The 15447-nt window shown below is 68.4% G+C and carries 18 protein-coding genes and 3 tRNA genes; 19 read left to right on the top strand and 2 right to left on the bottom strand.

Annotated features, from left to right (window positions below):
- Window positions 1-37: 37 nt before the first annotated feature.
- On the top strand, window positions 38-724 hold the full coding sequence (rpe, locus tag WG923_RS28630; RefSeq protein ID WP_340354440.1) for a ribulose-phosphate 3-epimerase: 687 nt from the start codon (window positions 38-40) through the stop codon (window positions 722-724).
- On the opposite strand, the gene WG923_RS28625 is transcribed toward rpe, so the two are convergent.
- Entirely contained in the window at window positions 721-1059 is a 339-nt protein-coding gene (locus WG923_RS28625; RefSeq protein WP_340354439.1) for a hypothetical protein, read from the bottom strand. The two genes, rpe and WG923_RS28625, sit on opposite strands and share 4 nt — an antisense overlap.
- A 231-nt stretch (window positions 1060-1290) precedes the next feature.
- On the opposite strand from WG923_RS28625, the gene WG923_RS28620 reads away from it, so the two are divergent.
- The 14 genes from WG923_RS28620 to WG923_RS28555 all read left to right on the top strand — a co-directional run bounded on the left by WG923_RS28620 (window position 1291) and on the right by WG923_RS28555 (window position 13545).
- Window positions 1291-1413 (top strand): hypothetical protein, encoded by a 123-nt coding sequence (locus WG923_RS28620; RefSeq protein ID WP_340354438.1) that lies wholly within the window; start codon window positions 1291-1293, stop codon window positions 1411-1413.
- Window positions 1414-1490: 77 nt separating this feature from the next.
- Window positions 1491-3647, top strand: a complete 2157-nt coding sequence (locus tag WG923_RS28615) for a catalase (RefSeq protein ID WP_340354437.1) — start codon at window positions 1491-1493, stop codon at window positions 3645-3647.
- A 141-nt stretch (window positions 3648-3788) separates the two neighbouring features.
- Window positions 3789-4028, top strand: a complete 240-nt coding sequence (locus WG923_RS28610) for a hypothetical protein (RefSeq protein ID WP_340354436.1) — start codon at window positions 3789-3791, stop codon at window positions 4026-4028.
- A 156-nt stretch (window positions 4029-4184) separates the two neighbouring features.
- Complete coding sequence (locus WG923_RS28605) at window positions 4185-4886, top strand: helix-turn-helix transcriptional regulator (RefSeq protein WP_340354435.1); 702 nt, start codon at window positions 4185-4187, stop codon at window positions 4884-4886.
- Window positions 4883-5443, top strand: coding sequence for a DUF6036 family nucleotidyltransferase (locus WG923_RS28600; RefSeq protein ID WP_340354434.1), 561 nt, complete (start codon window positions 4883-4885; stop codon window positions 5441-5443). The genes WG923_RS28605 and WG923_RS28600 overlap by 4 nt, the downstream gene beginning before the upstream one ends.
- A gap of 100 nt (window positions 5444-5543) precedes the next feature.
- Complete coding sequence (locus WG923_RS28595; protein WP_340354433.1) at window positions 5544-6230, top strand: phosphoglycolate phosphatase; 687 nt, start codon at window positions 5544-5546, stop codon at window positions 6228-6230.
- Between the two features lie 219 nt (window positions 6231-6449).
- Window positions 6450-7970 (top strand): anthranilate synthase component I, encoded by a 1521-nt coding sequence (gene trpE, locus WG923_RS28590; RefSeq protein ID WP_340354432.1) that lies wholly within the window; start codon window positions 6450-6452, stop codon window positions 7968-7970.
- On the top strand, window positions 7967-8416 hold the full coding sequence (locus WG923_RS28585; protein WP_340354431.1) for a GxxExxY protein: 450 nt from the start codon (window positions 7967-7969) through the stop codon (window positions 8414-8416). The genes trpE and WG923_RS28585 overlap by 4 nt, the downstream gene beginning before the upstream one ends.
- Window positions 8417-8501: 85 nt before the next feature.
- Window positions 8502-9074: an anthranilate synthase component II gene (locus WG923_RS28580; RefSeq protein ID WP_340354430.1), complete on the top strand. Its 573-nt coding sequence runs from the start codon at window positions 8502-8504 to the stop codon at window positions 9072-9074.
- Window positions 9071-10114 (top strand): low-specificity L-threonine aldolase, encoded by a 1044-nt coding sequence (gene ltaE / locus WG923_RS28575; RefSeq protein ID WP_340354429.1) that lies wholly within the window; start codon window positions 9071-9073, stop codon window positions 10112-10114. The genes WG923_RS28580 and ltaE overlap by 4 nt, the downstream gene beginning before the upstream one ends.
- 12 nt (window positions 10115-10126) lie before the next feature.
- Window positions 10127-10783: a LysE family translocator gene (locus WG923_RS28570; protein WP_340354428.1), complete on the top strand. Its 657-nt coding sequence runs from the start codon at window positions 10127-10129 to the stop codon at window positions 10781-10783.
- A 16-nt stretch (window positions 10784-10799) separates the two neighbouring features.
- Window positions 10800-11828, top strand: a complete 1029-nt coding sequence (gene trpD, locus WG923_RS28565; protein WP_340354427.1) for an anthranilate phosphoribosyltransferase — start codon at window positions 10800-10802, stop codon at window positions 11826-11828.
- 165 nt (window positions 11829-11993) lie between these two features.
- Window positions 11994-12782, top strand: coding sequence for an indole-3-glycerol phosphate synthase TrpC (gene trpC, locus WG923_RS28560; protein WP_340354426.1), 789 nt, complete (start codon window positions 11994-11996; stop codon window positions 12780-12782).
- A 1-nt stretch (window position 12783) separates the two neighbouring features.
- A complete protein-coding gene (locus WG923_RS28555; RefSeq protein ID WP_340354425.1) occupies window positions 12784-13545 on the top strand; it encodes a uracil-DNA glycosylase in 762 nt (253 codons plus the stop codon).
- 85 nt (window positions 13546-13630) lie between these two features.
- On the opposite strand, the gene WG923_RS28550 is transcribed toward WG923_RS28555, so the two are convergent.
- Window positions 13631-14704, bottom strand: a complete 1074-nt coding sequence (locus tag WG923_RS28550; RefSeq protein ID WP_340354424.1) for a patatin-like phospholipase family protein — start codon at window positions 14702-14704, stop codon at window positions 13631-13633.
- 142 nt (window positions 14705-14846) lie between these two features.
- Between WG923_RS28550 and WG923_RS28545 the strand changes: the two genes are divergently transcribed.
- From WG923_RS28545 to WG923_RS28530, 4 genes are all read left to right on the top strand, one after another.
- Window positions 14847-14932: transfer RNA gene (locus WG923_RS28545), tRNA-Tyr, on the top strand.
- Between the two features lie 112 nt (window positions 14933-15044).
- A tRNA-Gly gene (locus tag WG923_RS28540) sits at window positions 15045-15118 on the top strand.
- A gap of 35 nt (window positions 15119-15153) precedes the next feature.
- Window positions 15154-15228, top strand: a tRNA-Thr gene (locus WG923_RS28535).
- A 78-nt stretch (window positions 15229-15306) separates the two neighbouring features.
- A partial coding sequence (locus tag WG923_RS28530) for a GTP-binding protein (RefSeq protein ID WP_340352762.1) occupies window positions 15307-15447 on the top strand: 141 nt, incomplete at its 3' end.

The following is a 15447-nucleotide window of genomic DNA, read 5'->3' as shown; positions in this document are numbered from 1 at the left end:
GGCCGGCCCGGCCGGGGCGCTGCGCGAGAATAGGGGCATGAGCAAGCGCACCTTCCGCATCGCCCCGTCGATCCTGTCGGCCGACTTCGCCCGCCTGGGCGAGGAGGTCCGCGCCGTGATCGCCGCCGGCGCCGACTGGATCCACTTCGACGTGATGGACAATCACTACGTGCCGAACCTCACCTTCGGCCCGATGATCTGTTCGGCCCTCAAGCCGCACGCGAAGACGCCGTCCGGCGCGCCGGTGCCGATCGACGTCCACCTGATGGTGCAGCCGGTCGATGCGCTGGCACAGGCCTTCGCCGAGGCGGGCGCCGACTACATCAGCTTCCACCCGGATGCCTCCACGCACGTGCATCGCAGCGTGCAGGCGATCAAGGCGGCGGGCTGCAAGGCGGGACTCGTGTTCAATCCGGCGGCGCCGCTGGACGTGCTGGACTGGGTGATCGAGGAGATCGACCTGGTGCTGATCATGAGCGTCAACCCGGGCTTCGGCGGCCAGGGCTTCATCGACTCGGCGCTGCGCAAGATCGAGCAGGCCCGCGCGCGCATCGATGCGAGCGGCCGCGACATCCGGCTGGAGGTGGATGGCGGGGTGAAGACCGACAACATCGCGCGCGCCGCCGCGGCCGGCGCCGACACCTTCGTGGCCGGCAGCGCGATCTTCGGCAAGCCGGATTACCGCGGCGTGATAGCCGCGATGCGCTCCGAGTTGAAGGGCTAGCTGGCCCGCCCCTTGCGGTTCGGCTTGTCCACGGGCGCCGGGTCGCTGCCCTGGCGCACCGCGTGGTAGGTCGCGTCCATCTCCTGCGACTTGCTGGTGTCCTGCTGGCCCTCCATCACGCCGTCGTGGGCGAGTTCGCCCATGCGCCGTGCGCTCGCGTTTTCCGTCGCCTGGCTGCTGGCGGACTCGTCGCGCTCGTGCGGCAGCTGCGCCTTGGGCTGCTGCTTCTCGCCCTGGGCGGTGACGGTGTCGCCGCGTGCCGGCGGCGTGGCTTCCTGGCGGTCCTCGGTCTGCGTCCGTCCGGCCGGCTCGCGGCCTTCGTCCTTGCGGCTCATGGCATCTCCCTGAATGGCTTTCATGGTGGCGCGCGGCTCGGCAGCGGCCGGTAGGACGGCGCCGCGCGCTGCGCGGCGGAGCCAGCCGGACCCGCGTGCGCGTGTCGGACCGCTCCTACGGACCATGGCGATGCCGACCCACAAACTCGCCCGCTGAAGGGCTACGGTCCCAGCAGCTGAGGCTTGCTCCAATGCGGAACCGAACAATGCAATGCAAGATGGGAGAAGCGGATGGAGATCGGACCTGTCGTGCCCCTCTGGCTCACCTGGGCTGCCGCCGGCGCCATCGGCGTGCTGGCGATTGCAGCCGTCGCGCGCATGTTCGAAGCCGTGTTCGACCTCGAAGCGGACTGACGGCGCTCTTCCCCGTTGCAGGCGCCCCAGCCGCGCCTGCCGTCCCGATTCCTCTCCCGGCCCGACAGGAGTGATACATGGCCTCTTCCCGCTCGGAGGGCTCGCGCAAATCCAAAGCCGGCGACCCCGTCGCCAATCGCCAGAAGCAGCTCGAAGCCTTCACGCAGGGGCCCGAAAACCAGCTCACGACCAACCACGGCGTGGTGCTGCCCGACAACCACAACTCGCTCAAGGCGGGCCTGCGCGGACCGAGCCTGCTGGAAGACTTCATCCTGCGGGAGAAGATCACCCACTTCGACCATGAGCGCATCCCCGAGCGCGTGGTGCATGCTCGCGGCGCCGCGGCGCACGGGTACTTCGAGCTGACCAGGCCGCTGGTGGAATACACCAAGGCGGACTTCCTGCAGGAGCACGGCAGCCGCACGCCGGTGTTCGTGCGCTTTTCCACCGTCGTGGGATCGCGGGGTTCGGCGGACACGGTGCGCGACGTGCGCGGCTTCGCCGTCAAGTTCTACACCCGCGAAGGCAACTACGACCTGGTGGGCAACAACATGCCGGTGTTCTTCATCCAGGACGCGATGAAGTTTCCCGACCTGGTGCACGCGATCAAGCCGGAGCCGCACCACGAGATGCCCCAGGCCTCGAGCGCGCACGACACCTTCTGGGATTTCGTGTCGCTGATGCCCGAGAGCTCGCACATGCTGATGTGGCTGATGTCGGACCGGGCCATTCCGCGCAGCTACCGGATGATGGAAGGCTTCGGCGTCCACACCTTCCGCTTCGTCAACGCCCGCGGCGCCTCGCACTTCGTCAAGTTCCACTGGCGCCCCAAGCTGGGCAAGCACGCGCTGGCCTGGGACGAGGCCCAGAAGCTCGCCGGCAAGGACCCCGACTTCCACCGCCGCGACCTGTGGGAGGCGATCGACCGCGGCGACTTCCCCGAGTGGGAACTGGGGGTGCAGCTGATCGCGGAGGACCGCGCCGACAAGCTGGGCTTCGACCTGCTCGATCCGACCAAGCTGGTGCCGGAGGAAATCGTGCCGGTCACCGTGATCGGCAGGATGGTCCTGAACCGCAACCCCGAGAACTTCTTCGCCGAGACGGAGCAGGTGGCCTTCCACCCCGGGCACGTGGTGCCGGGGATCGACTTCACCAACGACCCCCTGCTGCAGGGCCGCCTGTTCTCGTACCTCGACACGCAGCTGTCGCGCCTGGGCGGGCCCAACTTCCACGAGCTGCCGATCAACCGCGGCGTGTGTCCCATGCACAACCTGCAGCGCGGCGGCATGCACCGCATGACCATTCAGCGCGGGCGCGTGTCGTACGAACCGAACACGCTGGCCAACGGCTCCGAGTTCCGTGTCGACGGCGGCGAGCAGGGCTTCCAGAGCATGGCCGAGGCGATGGAATCGCCGAAGATCCGCCGGCGCAGCCCCAGCTTCGACGATCACTTCAGCCAGGCCACCCTGTTCTGGAACAGCCAGAGCGCGGCGGAGAAGGAGCACCTCATCGCGGCCTTCCAGTTCGAGCTCTCGCGCGTCGACACGCCGGCGATCCGCCAGCGCGTGGTGGACAACCTGGCGCACGTCGATGCACGGCTGGCGCGCAAGGTGGCCGAGCCGCTGGGCATCGGGCCGCCGGACGCGCGGGCGGCCGCGGGCCGCGCCGGGTATCGCGAGCCGCGCGCCAAGCAGATGCTGGAAATGGCGCCGTCGCTCAGCATGGAGACGAGCGGCGGGAGCATCGCCACCCGCAAGGTCGCCGTCCTGATGGCGGCGGGCGTCGAACTCGGTGCCTTCAAGGTCATCCAGCAGGCGCTCGTCGATGCCGGGGCCACCATCAAGGTGGTCGCCGCCCACCTGGGCTTCATCGCCTCGTCCTCGGGGCAGCAGGTGCCGATCGACCACACCTTCCTCAACGCGCCTTCGGTGATGTTCGACGCCGTGCTGGTGCCCGGCGGCGCCGCGGCCGCGCAGGCGCTGATGCAGGATGGCGACGCGGTCCACTTCGTGCTGGAGGCGTACAAGCACTGCAAGCCGCTGTGCCTGATCGGGGAGTCGGTGGAACTCCTGCGGGCCGCGGGCGTCCCGCAGGCCGACGCTCCCGCCCCCGCCGGCGTGATCCTCGGGACCAACGAGCCGACGACGCGCCAGCAGCTGGGCCAGGACTTCATTGCCGCGATCGGCAAGCACCGGCATTGGTCCCGCGCGCTGGTCGAGCTGGTGCCCGCCTGAGGGCGGGCGCTCACGCCGGGGTCGCGTAGGACAAATCCCACGGCGTGATGTCGGATGGACTGACTGTGTCATCGAGGCCATGGCGGCCCAATGGCGTGCTGGCTGGCGAGCTGCCGGCCGTTTCACGACAGGGAGTCCCGCATGCCGTCCAGCACCCAACCCACCGCCCGCCCGTACTGGAGTTCGGGCCGCGGCTTCGCGTCAGCGGATCCGGAGCGGCAGGGCGAAGTCGTGGGCTATGTGCGCCCGACCTCCATCCAGACGACGGCGGCGCCACGTGCTGCCGCCCCGGCCAAGGCCCCGCAACGGGGCTGGATGCGCGTCCAGCCGGATGTCGAATCGCCCAACTTCGAGGGCAGCAGCAGCGGCCGCTGGCGCTGAACGCGCCTTGATCCCGCCGAGCCAGGGCCATTGCCCTGGCTTTTGTTTTGCCGAGGCGCCAGTACGTGAACTGACCCTGGACCGGGCCCGGGGGTTGGGAAAAGTCTGGTCACTATGTTAGCCAAATCATCAGGTTTTGCTTGCTATAGTGGCCAAATGATTCGCCCGGAACTCAGCTCTGTCCTGGACCGTCAGCTCCTGTTGCAGCTCGGGGACCGCTTGAGAAGGCTCCGCAAAGCACAGGGACTGGGCACGGTCGAGATGGCGGAACGTGTCGGGATCAACCGGGCGACTCTGCGAAATGTCGAGGCCGGGGACCCGGCCACCGCCATCGGCACATACCTGCGGGTGATGTCGGTTCTTGGCGTCAGCGGCGAGCTGGCGCTTCTCGCCGGGGATACCTTGTTGCCGCCGCCAGCTGACTCTGCCGGCGCCAGATCTCGTCATCCGCCCCCCATCGTCCACGTGCAGGTGTCTGCGGAGTCAGGCCGACATCGCCTGCAGGACCTGCAGAGCCTGACGCTCCACGAGGAAGCCCTGCGCCGGATCAAGACCGACCCCGCACTGCTCCTGAAGGCCAGGACCGTTGCGCAGCGCTGGCTCGACACCGGGGATCCGCGATCAGCCGGCCTCTGGCGCGAGTGGCTCCAGATCCTCGACGCCGGCGCCTGGCGAAAGGTCCTTGGCCGCACCCGCCACGCCCAGCAACTTCGACAAGCGTCGCCACTGGTCACCGTGCTGCCCGAAGATGTCCGCCAAGCCATCCTGGCACAGGTCAGCAGCCTCCGGAATGGGGTCGCGCTCGGTGGAGAATCGCACCAGCCGCAGGATGATCCTTCTTCCGGCCCGGAATCATGACGCGCGAGGAGCTCGAACACATCATCCGCGCCAGCGCGGAGATCACCGACCAGTACGAGTTCATCATCATCGGCAGCCAGTCGATCCTCGGGCCCGTTCCGCGTCCCGATGCGGTGTTCACGGTGTCGATGGAAGCCGACATCTACCCGAAAGACGCGCCCGAACTGGCCGAAAAGATCGACGGGGCCATCGGGGAAGGCTCGCAGTTTCACGAGACCCATGGCTACTACGCACAAGGCGTAGGTCCCGAAACGGCGGTCCTTCCCGCCGACTGGCAAAGCCGCGTGCACAGGGTGCAGAACGCCAACACGAACGACCGGGTCGGCTACTGCCTGGACGTGGTTGATCTCTTCCTGTCCAAAGCGGCCGCCGGGCGCGAGAAGGACCGGGAGTTCTGCATGGCACTGCTCGAACACGGCCATGTGATGCTGGCACAGGTCCTGGAATTGCTGCCGACGATGCCCGTGGACGTCAACGAGCAGCGCAGGCTGCGCGCAGCCATACAGCGGTGGGCGAAGGCACTGCGCAAGCCCGGACGTGGCGCTGCCGGCGGCTGATCGGCACGCCACCGCATCGGTGCCTGGCCGCCCGTGTGCAGCAAGCACCGGCATCGCACTGGGGCTCCCGTTCGGTTTCCGCGCCCGGTATCCTCGCGCCATGCCTCTTTCCGCCTCCACGCCGCTGCGCGCCGCCATCATCGACCTCGACGGAACGATGGTCGACACGCTCGGCGACTTCCATGCCGCGCTGAACCAGATGCTGCGCGAACTGAGCCTGCCTGGCGTCCCGGCCGAGGCGATCGCCGGCTTCATCGGCAAGGGCACCGAGCACCTGCTGCGCAGCACGCTGGCCCACGTCGGCGCGCCGGCCGAGCTGTACCAGCAGGCCTGGGACCGCTACTTCGACGCCTACCGGACGCTCAACGGCGATTGGTCCAGGGTCTATCCGGGCGTGGAGGAAGGCATCGCCGCCCTGCGCGCCGCCGGGCTGCGCCTGGCCTGCCTGACCAACAAGCCCGGCGAGTTCGCGCGCGGGCTCCTGCAGGCCAAGGGCCTGGCGCCGGCCTTCGACCTGGTGTTCGGCGGTGACGCCTTCGAGCGCAAGAAGCCCGACCCGCTGCCGCTGCGCAAGGCCTGCGAGGCGCTGGGGACCGCGCCCGGTGCCACGCTGATGATCGGCGACTCGGCCAACGACGCCGCGGCGGCGCGCGCGGCGGGCTGCCCGGTCGTGCTGGTGACCTACGGCTACAACCACGGCGAGCCGGTGCGCCAGGTGGACGCGGACGGCTTCGTCGACTCCCTGGCCGAGGTCGCGGCCCTGCTGCGCGGGGTAGCGACCCGTTGACGGCAGCGCGCAAGCGTTTGCTACACTGCCTTCGCATGTTCATCCACCGCACCATCATCACAGGTTGCAGCGACCGGGGAGCCTGGCCCTGGCGCCCGCCTGTCCAAGTGCGCACCTGATTCGCACGGGGCAGCCCGTGCCCCCGCGCCTTCCGTCGGGAAGGCATCGTCCGGATCCCGCGGCCGTCGCCCACGCCGCCGAGCTTGTGGAGGCTCACCCTTGATCACCGAACTCGAATTCAAGAGCCTTGCGCTGCAGGGCTACAACCGCATTCCGCTGATTGCGGAGGCCTTCGCCGACCTCGAGACCCCGCTGTCGCTGTACCTGAAGCTGGCGCACGCGCGCGGCGGCGGCAAGCTCAGTTTCCTGCTGGAGTCGGTGGTGGGCGGAGAGCGGTTCGGGCGCTACAGCTTCATCGGCCTGCCGGCGCGCACGCTGCTGCGCGCGAGCGGCTTCGGGCCCGAGGCGAAGACCGAAGTGGTGACCGACGGCCAGGTCGTCGAGACGGCGCGCGGCAACCCGCTGGACTTCATCGACGCCTACCAGAAGCGCTTCAAGGTGGCGCTGCGGCCGGGGCTGCCGCGGTTCTGCGGCGGGCTGGCCGGCTACTTCGGCTACGACACGGTGCGCTACATCGAGAAGAAGCTGGAGCGCAGCTGCCCGCCGGACACGCTGCACTGCCCGGACATCCTGCTGCTGCAATGCGAGGAGCTGGCGGTCATCGACAACCTCTCGGGCAAGCTGTACCTGATCGTCTATGTCGACCCGGGCAAGCCGGAGGCCTATGGCGCCGGCAAGCGGCGCCTGCGCGAACTGAAGGACCAGCTGAAGTACTCGGTGAGCGCACCGGTCATCAAGCAGACCGAAACCTTTCCGGCGGAGCGCGAATTCGCCAAGGCCGATTACCTCCAGGCCGTGGACCGCGCCAAGGAGCTGATCGCCGCCGGCGACTTCATGCAGGTGCAGGTGGGGCAGCGCATCAAGAAGCGCTACACGGAGTCGCCGCTGTCGCTGTACCGCGCACTGCGTTCGCTCAATCCCAGCCCGTACATGTACTACTACAACTTCACCGGTGCGGACGACAAGGGCGGGGACTTCCACGTGGTGGGCGCCTCGCCGGAGATCCTGGTGCGGCACGAACACACGCCCGAGGGCGAGAAGATCACCATCCGCCCGCTGGCGGGCACGCGCCCGCGCGGCGCCACGCCGGAGGTCGACAAGGCGGTGGAGAAGGAGTTGCTCGGCGACGCGAAGGAGCGGGCCGAGCACGTGATGCTGATCGACCTGGCGCGCAACGACATCGGCCGGATCGCGAAGACCGGGTCGGTCAAGGTGACGGAGGCGTTCGTGGTGGAGCGTTACAGCCACGTGATGCACATCGTGAGCAACGTGGAGGGCATCCTGGACGAAGGCATGACCAACATGGACGTGCTCAAGGCGACCTTCCCCGCGGGCACGCTGACGGGGGCGCCGAAGGTGCACGCGATGGAACTGATCGACCGGCTGGAGCCGAACAAGCGCGGCATCTATGGCGGCGCCTGCGGCTATCTCAGTTACGCAGGCGACATGGACGTGGCCATCGCGATCCGCACCGGCATCATCAAGGACCAGACGCTGTACGTGCAGGCCGCGGCGGGGGTGGTGGCGGATTCGGTGCCGGAGCTCGAGTGGAGGGAGACGGAGGCAAAGGCGCGGGCGCTGCTGCGGGCGAGCGAGCTGGTGGAAGAGGGGCTGGAATGAGCCTCCAAAACCAGATACCGAACGCAGAGGGCGCAGAGAGTGCGCAGAGGACGCAGAAGGAGCAGCCAAGAATCGAGAATGATTGCTCGCACGCAATCATCGGGGCCGCCGTGGAGGTGCAGCGGCTGCTGGGCCCCGGCCTGCTGGAGAGTGCCTATTCGGCTGCCTTCGCCATCGAACTGGCGGAACGCGGCTTGCAGTTCGACCGGGAGGTTCCGATCACCGGGCAGTACAAGGGACGAGACCTCGGCGTGCTCTACCGGGCCGACTTTCTGGTCGAGAACACGGTCATCGTCGAACTCAAGGCGATCGACGCCGCGACCGACATCCACCGCGCCCAGCTGCTCTCCTACCTGAAAGTCTCCGGGCACAAGCTCGGACTGTTGATCAACTTCCACTCCTTTCCCGTCGTCAAGGGCATCCACCGACTGGTGAACAAGCTATGAGGACCTTTCTCTTTTCTTCCTCTGCGTCCTCTGCGTTCCCTCTGCGCCCTCTGCGTTCGGTATCTTGTTTTCCCGGGAGCCGGTCATGAAACTCCTGATGATCGACAACTACGACAGCTTCACCTACAACCTCGTCCAGTACTTCGGTGAGCTGGGCGCGGAGGTGGAAGTGCATCGCAATGACGAGATCACGCTGCAGGAGATCGAGGCGAAGAAGCCCGATTGGCTGGTCGTTTCGCCGGGCCCCTGCTCGCCCGCGGAAGCGGGGATTTCGGTGGCAGCCATCCAGCATTTCGCCGGCAGGCTGCCCATCCTCGGCGTCTGCCTCGGGCACCAGGCCATCGGCGCCGCGCTCGGGGGCAGGATCATCCGGGCGCAGCAACTGATGCACGGCAAGACCAGCGAGATCACGACCACGCAGGAAGGCGTCTTCGCCGGCCTGCCGGAGAAGTTCACGGTCAATCGCTACCATTCGCTCGCCATCGAGCGCGAAAGCTGCCCCCCGGACCTGAAGGTGACGGCCTGGACCGAGGATGGCGAGATCATGGGGGTGCGGCACAAGACCCTTCCGATCGAAGGCGTGCAGTTCCACCCGGAATCCATCCTGACGGAACATGGCCACGCGATGCTGAAGAACTTCCTGGAGCAAGCCAAGTGAAGCCCGTCGACCTGCGCAGCGATACCGTCACCCAGCCCACCGAAGGCATGCGCGCCGCCATGTTCGCGGCGCCGCTGGGCGACGACGTGTTCGGCGACGACCCCAGCGTCAACGCGCTGCAGGAGAAGATCGCCGCTCTGCTCGGGTTCGAGGCGGCCCTGTTCGTGCCCACGGGCACGCAGAGCAACCTGTGCGGCGTGCTGTCGCACTGCCAGCGTGGCGACGAGTACATCGTCGGCCAGATGCAGCACTGCTACCGCTGGGAAGGCGGCGGCGCCGCCGTGTTCGGCAGCGTGCAGCCGCAGCCCCTGGACCACCAGCCCGACGGCTCGCTCGCCCTGGCCGACATCGAGGCGGCGATCAAGCCCGACGACCCCCATTTCGCCCGCAGCCGGCTGCTGGCGCTGGAAAACACGCTGGGCGGACAGGTGCTGCCGCAGGCCTATCTCGAGAAGGCGACGAAGCTGGCGCACGCGCGCGGACTGGCGGCGCATCTCGATGGCGCGCGCCTGTTCAATGCGGCAGTGGCGCAGGCCAAGGAGAACGGCACCGACGTGCGCGCCGAGGCGCATCGCATCGCCTCCCTGTTCGACAGCGTCTCCGTGTGTTTCAGCAAGGGACTCGGCACGCCGGCGGGCTCGGCGTTGTGCGGATCGCGGGAACTGATCGCGAAGGCGCGGCGCATCCGCAAGATGGCCGGCGGCGCGATGCGCCAGGCGGGGCTGATCGCCGCCGCGGCGAGCTATGCGCTCGACCACCACGTGGAGCGCCTCGCGCAGGACCACGCGAATGCCCGCCGCCTGGCCGAAGGGCTTCAGGGGATCGAAGGCCTGTCGTTCGAGGTGCCGCAGACGAACATCCTGTTCGTCGACCTGGTCGGGCCGGCGCGCGAGCGCTCCGCCCAGTTGCTGCAGCACCTGAAGGAACAGGGCGTGCTGGCCACGGGCCTGTACCGCATGCGCTTCGTGACGCACCTCGACGTCGACGAGGCCGGGGTCGATCGCGCCGTGGCGGCGATCCGCTCGTTCTTCCGCGCCTGAAGGACCAGCGCGATGCCGGACGCACCGCACCTGCTGCTGTTCGTGGCCGCCGGCCTGCTGCTCAATCTCACGCCCGGGCCCGACGTGCTCTATATCGTGAGCAACGCGATGCGGCGAGGCGCAAGGGCGGGCGTCGTGGCGGCGCTGGGGATCAATGCGGGGTGCTTCGTGCACATCTTCGCGGCGGCGGTGGGGGTGAGCGCCTTGCTGGCCGCGTCGGCGACGGCGTTCACGGTGTTGAAGTGGGTGGGGGCGGCTTATCTCCTGTACGTGGGGGTGAGCTTGCTGGTGGGGAAGGGGGCGCCGCAGCGCTGGGGTTTCGCTGGCGCTTCACCGCCAGCCTACGAACAACCCGCGCGCCTGGGAGCCATCTTCCGCGGCGGCTTCCTCACCAACGCGCTCAATCCCAAGGTCGCGATCTTCTTCCTCGCCTTCGTGCCGCAGTTCATCGCGCCGGACACGGAGCACAAGGCGCTGGCCTTCCTCGCGCTCGGCACCCTGTTCAATGTCGACAGCGTCGCCATCAACGCCGGCTGGGCGCTGGCCGCCGCCTGGATCGCGCGCACCCACGCCGTGCAGCGCAGCCTGCAGTGGTTGGACCGCGTGGCCGGCCTCATGTTCATGGGCTTCGGGCTGAAGCTGGCCCTGGCCGAGAATCCAACCCATTGAGAGACAGGAGCACCGCATGATCACCCCCCAGGAAGCGCTGCAGCGCACGATCGAGCACCGCGAGATCTTCCACGACGAGATGCTCAAGGTGATGCGCATGATCATGAGCGGCGAGCTGTCGCCGGTGATGACGGCCGCGCTCGTCACGGGCCTGCGGGTGAAGAAGGAGACGATCGGCGAGATCACGGCGGCGGCGCAGGTGATGCGCGAGTTCTCCACCAAGGTGCACGTGGCCGACAAGACGCACCTGGTCGACATCGTGGGCACCGGTGGCGACGGCTCGCACACCTTCAACATCTCCACCTGCTCGATGTTCGTGGCGGCGGCCGCGGGCGCGAAGGTGAGCAAGCACGGCGGCCGCAGCGTCTCGAGCAAGAGCGGCAGCGCCGACGTGCTGGAGGCGCTGGGCCTGAACATCAACCTCTCGCCCGAAGCGATCGCCAAGTGCATTGCCGAGACGGGCATCGGCTTCATGTTCGCGCCCAACCACCATCCGGCGATGAAGAACGTGGCGCCCGTGCGCAAGGAGATGGGGGTGCGCACCATCTTCAACATCCTCGGCCCGCTGACGAATCCGGCCAGCGCGCCCAACATCCTGATGGGCGTGTTCCACCCCGACCTCGTCGGCATCCAGGTGCGCGCCCTGCAGCGGCTGGGCGCCGAGCATGCGCTGGTGGTCTACGGCCGCGACGGCATGGACGAAGTGAGCCTGGGCGCAGCCACCATGGTGGGCGAACTGAAGAACGGGGAGATCAGCGAGTACGAGATCCACCCCGAGGACTTCGGCGTGCCGATGGCGAGCAACCGCGCGTTCAAGGTGGAGACGCCCCAGCAATCGCTGGCGATGATGCGCGAGGTGCTGGACAACAAGGCCGGCCCCGCGCGCGACGTGGTGGTGCTCAACTCGGGCGCCGCACTGTACGCGGCCGACGTCGTCTCCAGCATCCGCGAGGGCATCGCCAAGGCCCGCACGGTCCTCGAAAACGGCGCGGCGCGCTCCAAGCTGGAGGAACTGGTGCGCGTTTCCAAGGCGCTGGGTGCCTGAGATGAGCGTCGCACGGCCGCCCGAAGACGCGAACGCCCCCTCGGGGGGCAGCGATGACACGAAGTGCAGAGCGTGGGGGCACATGAGCGTCGCACGGCCGCCCGAAGACGCGAACGCCCCCTCGGGGGGCAGCGATGACACGAAGTGCAGAGCGTGGGGGCACGTATGAGCGACATCCTGGAGAAGATCGTCGCGGTCAAGCGCGAGGAGGTCGCGGCGGCGAGGAAGAAGAAGTCGCTGGAGGCGGTGCGCGAGGACGCGCTCGGCCGCGTGCTGACGCGCGATTTCGAGGGCGCGCTGCGGCGCAAGATCGCCGCCGGCCAGGCGGCGGTGATCGCGGAGATCAAGAAGGCCAGCCCCAGCAAGGGCGTGCTGCGCGAGGAGTTCATCCCCGCGGACATCGCCCAGAGCTATGCCGAACACGGTGCGGCCTGCCTGTCGGTGCTGACGGACCGCCAGTTCTTCCAGGGCCAGCCGGACTACCTCAAGCAGGCCCGCGCCTCCTGCGACCTGCCGGTGCTGCGCAAGGACTTCATGATCGACGCCTACCAGGTGTACGAGGCGCGGGCGATGGGCGCCGACTGCATCCTGCTGATCGTGGCCTGCCTGTCGGATGCGCAGATGGCGGAACTGGAGGCCGTGGCACGCGGCCTCGACATGGCGGTGCTGGTGGAGGTGCACGATGCGGCCGAACTGCAGCGCGCACTGAAGCTCAGGACGCCGCTGGTGGGCGTGAACAACCGCAACCTGCGCACCTTCGAGGTGAGCCTGGACACCACGCTGGGCATGCTCAAGGACGTCCCCGCCGACAAGCTGCTGGTGACGGAATCGGGCATCCTGCAGCGCGAGGACGTGCAGAAGATGCGTGCCGCCGGCGTGCATGCCTTCCTGGTCGGCGAGGCGTTCATGCGCGCCGCGGACCCGGGCGAGGCGCTGGCCGCGCTGTTCCACTGACGTGGCCCCGCGCAAGGCTTCCGCGCCCGAACTGCCCTGGGCCGACCTGGAGCCCGCCGCGCAGCCGCCGCGGCTGCAGGCCTGGACGCCGCAGGCGTGGCCGCTGGCGGAAGGCTGGCGGCCCGCGGTCGACGAGTTCCTCGCCAGCCCGGAGGGACGGCGCCTGGCGGAGTTCATCCGCGAGCGGCTGGCCGCGGGCGCGGTGATCTACCCGCCCCATCCGCTGCGCGCGCTGGAACTCACGCCTTTGGCAGGCGTGCACGCGGTGGTGCTCGGGCAGGACCCGTACCACGGGCCGGGGCAGGCCGAGGGGCTGGCGTTCTCGGTGGCCGAAGGCGTGAAGCATCCGCCGTCGCTGCGCAACATCTTCAAGGAGCTGGGCGAGACGCCGCCCAGCGGCTCGCTCCTGCGCTGGGCCCGCTCCGGCGTGCTGCTGCTCAATGCCTGCCTGACGGTGGAGGAGGGCCAGCCGGCCAGCCACGCGAAGAAGGGCTGGGAGGCGCTGACCGACCGGCTGCTCGGGCTGGTCGCCGCGACCGCCTCGCCTTGCGTCTACCTGCTGTGGGGTGCGCACGCGCAGGCGAAGGCCGACCTGATCCGCGAGCATGCGGCGCAATACGCGCGCGAGGTGCTGGTGCTGCAGACGAACCATCCGTCGCCGCTGTCGGCGAGCCGTCCGCCGGTGCCGTTCCTGGGCAGCGGGTGTTTCCGGCAGGCGCGGGAGTGGCTGGCGGAGCGCGGGGTCACCGGGGTGTTCTCGTAGCCTGGGATGCCGAAGGCACACCGGCCGCGGCGGTTGCCTGGGGAGCCGCAAAGCTGGGGTGCCTGCGGCAGCCCGGCCTACGAAATCAAGAGCCGCGCAGCAGCCGCGCCAGCCAGGGCCGGAACGACGGTGCCCGCAAATGCAGCCGCGCCGGCTGCAAGGGCAAATCCATCCGCGTGTCGTCGAGGTAATCCCGCGCGATGTCCACCGTGCTGTGCTGCCCGATCGCCGCGAAATGCCGGCGCAGCCAGTCGTGCGCGGCCGCCCGCCCCGCCTCGCACAGGCGCTGGATCATCACCGCGTCCGGCGATCCGCGCGAAGACCCCGGGTAGGCCTCCAGCGCCGAGCCGCCGTCCACCCGGTGCACCCGCACGGCCCGGCAGCGCGGATGCGACACCGCGCCTTCCGCCACCAGCCGGTTGATGAAGTCGATCGCCCGCATCTGCGTGAGCAGGCTGGCATTGAAGGTGAGCTCGCTGACGCGGTCCTGGATCTCCGCCGTGCTGCGCGGCGTCTCCTCCCGGCGCAGCGGGTTGATCTGCACCAGCAGCAGGTCGGCGCAGCGGCATTCCGTGAGCAGCGGCGACAGCGCCGGGTTGACGGAGTAGCCGCCGTCCCAGTAGGGCTCGCCGTCGATCTCCACCGCGTGGAACACCTGGGGCAGGCAGGCGGAGGCGAGCACCGCCCGCGCGTCCAGCTTGCGGCCGCTGAAGACCACGGCCCGGCCGGTGTTCACATGTGTTGCGGATACGAACACCTTCAGCCGCGGGTGTTCCGCGATGGCAACGAAGTCGATCTCCGCATCCAGCAGGTCGCGCAGCGGGTTGATCCCGAGCGGATTGCTCTGGTAAGGCGAGAGCACGGCGCCACCGAGCATCATCTTCATGAACTGCTGCGGCAGGGTGCCCAGGCTGCCCCAGGCCGAAACCCGGTTCCAGACGGCCGCCAGCCGCTCGCGGGCGCCTTCGCGCGGGTCGCGGCCGGCCGCCTCGGCATTGGCCCAGCCGCTGGCGAGCGCGACCGCATTGAGGGCGCCGGCGCTGGTGCCGCTGACGCCTTCGATATCCACGTGGCCGTCGGCCAGCAGGGCGTCGAGCACGCCCCAGGTGAAGGCGCCGTGGGAGCCGCCGCCCTGGAGCGCGAGATTGAGAGTACGCATGGCCCCACGCTAGCAACATCCATGGCCCGCCGTGTGTCAGCCGAGCTGGAGCCGTCAGCGTCCCCTCAGGCCTGGGGGCCGTCCTGTAGGCGGGCAGGCCGGTGGGCCGTACGAACCGTGCTATAGTCCGAGGTTCCTCGCCGGAGGGGTGCCCGAGTGGCTAAAGGGGGCAGACTGTAAATCTGTTGGCTTACGCCTACGCTGGTTCGAATCCAGCCTCCTCCACCAGGCTTCCCATGTCGGGAAGCTCGGCGAATGGCAGTTGATGAGTAAGTGGCAGCAAGGCGTTCCTGACGGGCGCCCGGGTCGGAGGCCGAAAAGGCCGTTGAGCCACCCCGACGCGGGAGTAGTTCAATGGTAGAACCTTAGCCTTCCAAGCTAATGACGCGGGTTCGATTCCCGTCTCCCGCTCCACGAACGGCATCGACTGCGAACGGCGACAAGAATTCGCCCTTGTGGCTCAGTGGTAGAGCACTCCCTTGGTAAGGGAGAGGTCGCGGGTCCGATTCCCGCCAAGGGCACCACGGTTCGTGGTGCGTTTTCTGTGACTGCACCACCAGTTTTTTGGGTAGTGATCGTTACTTTTTTCGGAGTCGAAAAAAATGGCAAAAGGCAAATTCGAGCGGACCAAGCCGCACGTCAACGTGGGCACCATCGGCCACGTGGACCACGGCAAGACGACCCTGACGGCAGCGATCACGACCGTGCTGTCGCAGAAGTTCGGCGGCGAAGCCAAAGCCTAT

The organism is Ramlibacter sp. AN1133 (genome assembly GCF_037890035.1).
GTDB lineage: Bacteria > Pseudomonadota > Gammaproteobacteria > Burkholderiales > Burkholderiaceae_C > Ramlibacter.
This window is presented reverse-complemented; position numbering and strand designations above follow the sequence as displayed.

Excerpts from the sequence above, each read along its gene's own strand:
- rpe (WP_340354440.1), top strand. The coding sequence starts at position 38 with ATGAGCAAGCGCACCTTCCGCATCGCCCCGTCGATCCTGTCGGCCGAC.
- WG923_RS28625 (WP_340354439.1), bottom strand. The coding sequence starts at position 1,059 with ATGAGCCGCAAGGACGAAGGCCGCGAGCCGGCCGGACGGACGCAGACC.
- WG923_RS28620 (WP_340354438.1), top strand. The coding sequence starts at position 1,291 with ATGGAGATCGGACCTGTCGTGCCCCTCTGGCTCACCTGGGCTGCCGCC.
- WG923_RS28615 (WP_340354437.1), top strand. The coding sequence starts at position 1,491 with ATGGCCTCTTCCCGCTCGGAGGGCTCGCGCAAATCCAAAGCCGGCGAC.
- WG923_RS28610 (WP_340354436.1), top strand. The coding sequence starts at position 3,789 with ATGCCGTCCAGCACCCAACCCACCGCCCGCCCGTACTGGAGTTCGGGC.
- WG923_RS28605 (WP_340354435.1), top strand. The coding sequence starts at position 4,185 with ATGATTCGCCCGGAACTCAGCTCTGTCCTGGACCGTCAGCTCCTGTTG.
- WG923_RS28600 (WP_340354434.1), top strand. The coding sequence starts at position 4,883 with ATGACGCGCGAGGAGCTCGAACACATCATCCGCGCCAGCGCGGAGATC.
- WG923_RS28595 (WP_340354433.1), top strand. The coding sequence starts at position 5,544 with ATGCCTCTTTCCGCCTCCACGCCGCTGCGCGCCGCCATCATCGACCTC.
- WG923_RS28585 (WP_340354431.1), top strand. The coding sequence starts at position 7,967 with ATGAGCCTCCAAAACCAGATACCGAACGCAGAGGGCGCAGAGAGTGCG.
- WG923_RS28580 (WP_340354430.1), top strand. The coding sequence starts at position 8,502 with ATGAAACTCCTGATGATCGACAACTACGACAGCTTCACCTACAACCTC.
- WG923_RS28570 (WP_340354428.1), top strand. The coding sequence starts at position 10,127 with ATGCCGGACGCACCGCACCTGCTGCTGTTCGTGGCCGCCGGCCTGCTG.
- trpD (WP_340354427.1), top strand. The coding sequence starts at position 10,800 with ATGATCACCCCCCAGGAAGCGCTGCAGCGCACGATCGAGCACCGCGAG.
- trpC (WP_340354426.1), top strand. The coding sequence starts at position 11,994 with ATGAGCGACATCCTGGAGAAGATCGTCGCGGTCAAGCGCGAGGAGGTC.
- WG923_RS28550 (WP_340354424.1), bottom strand. The coding sequence starts at position 14,704 with ATGCGTACTCTCAATCTCGCGCTCCAGGGCGGCGGCTCCCACGGCGCC.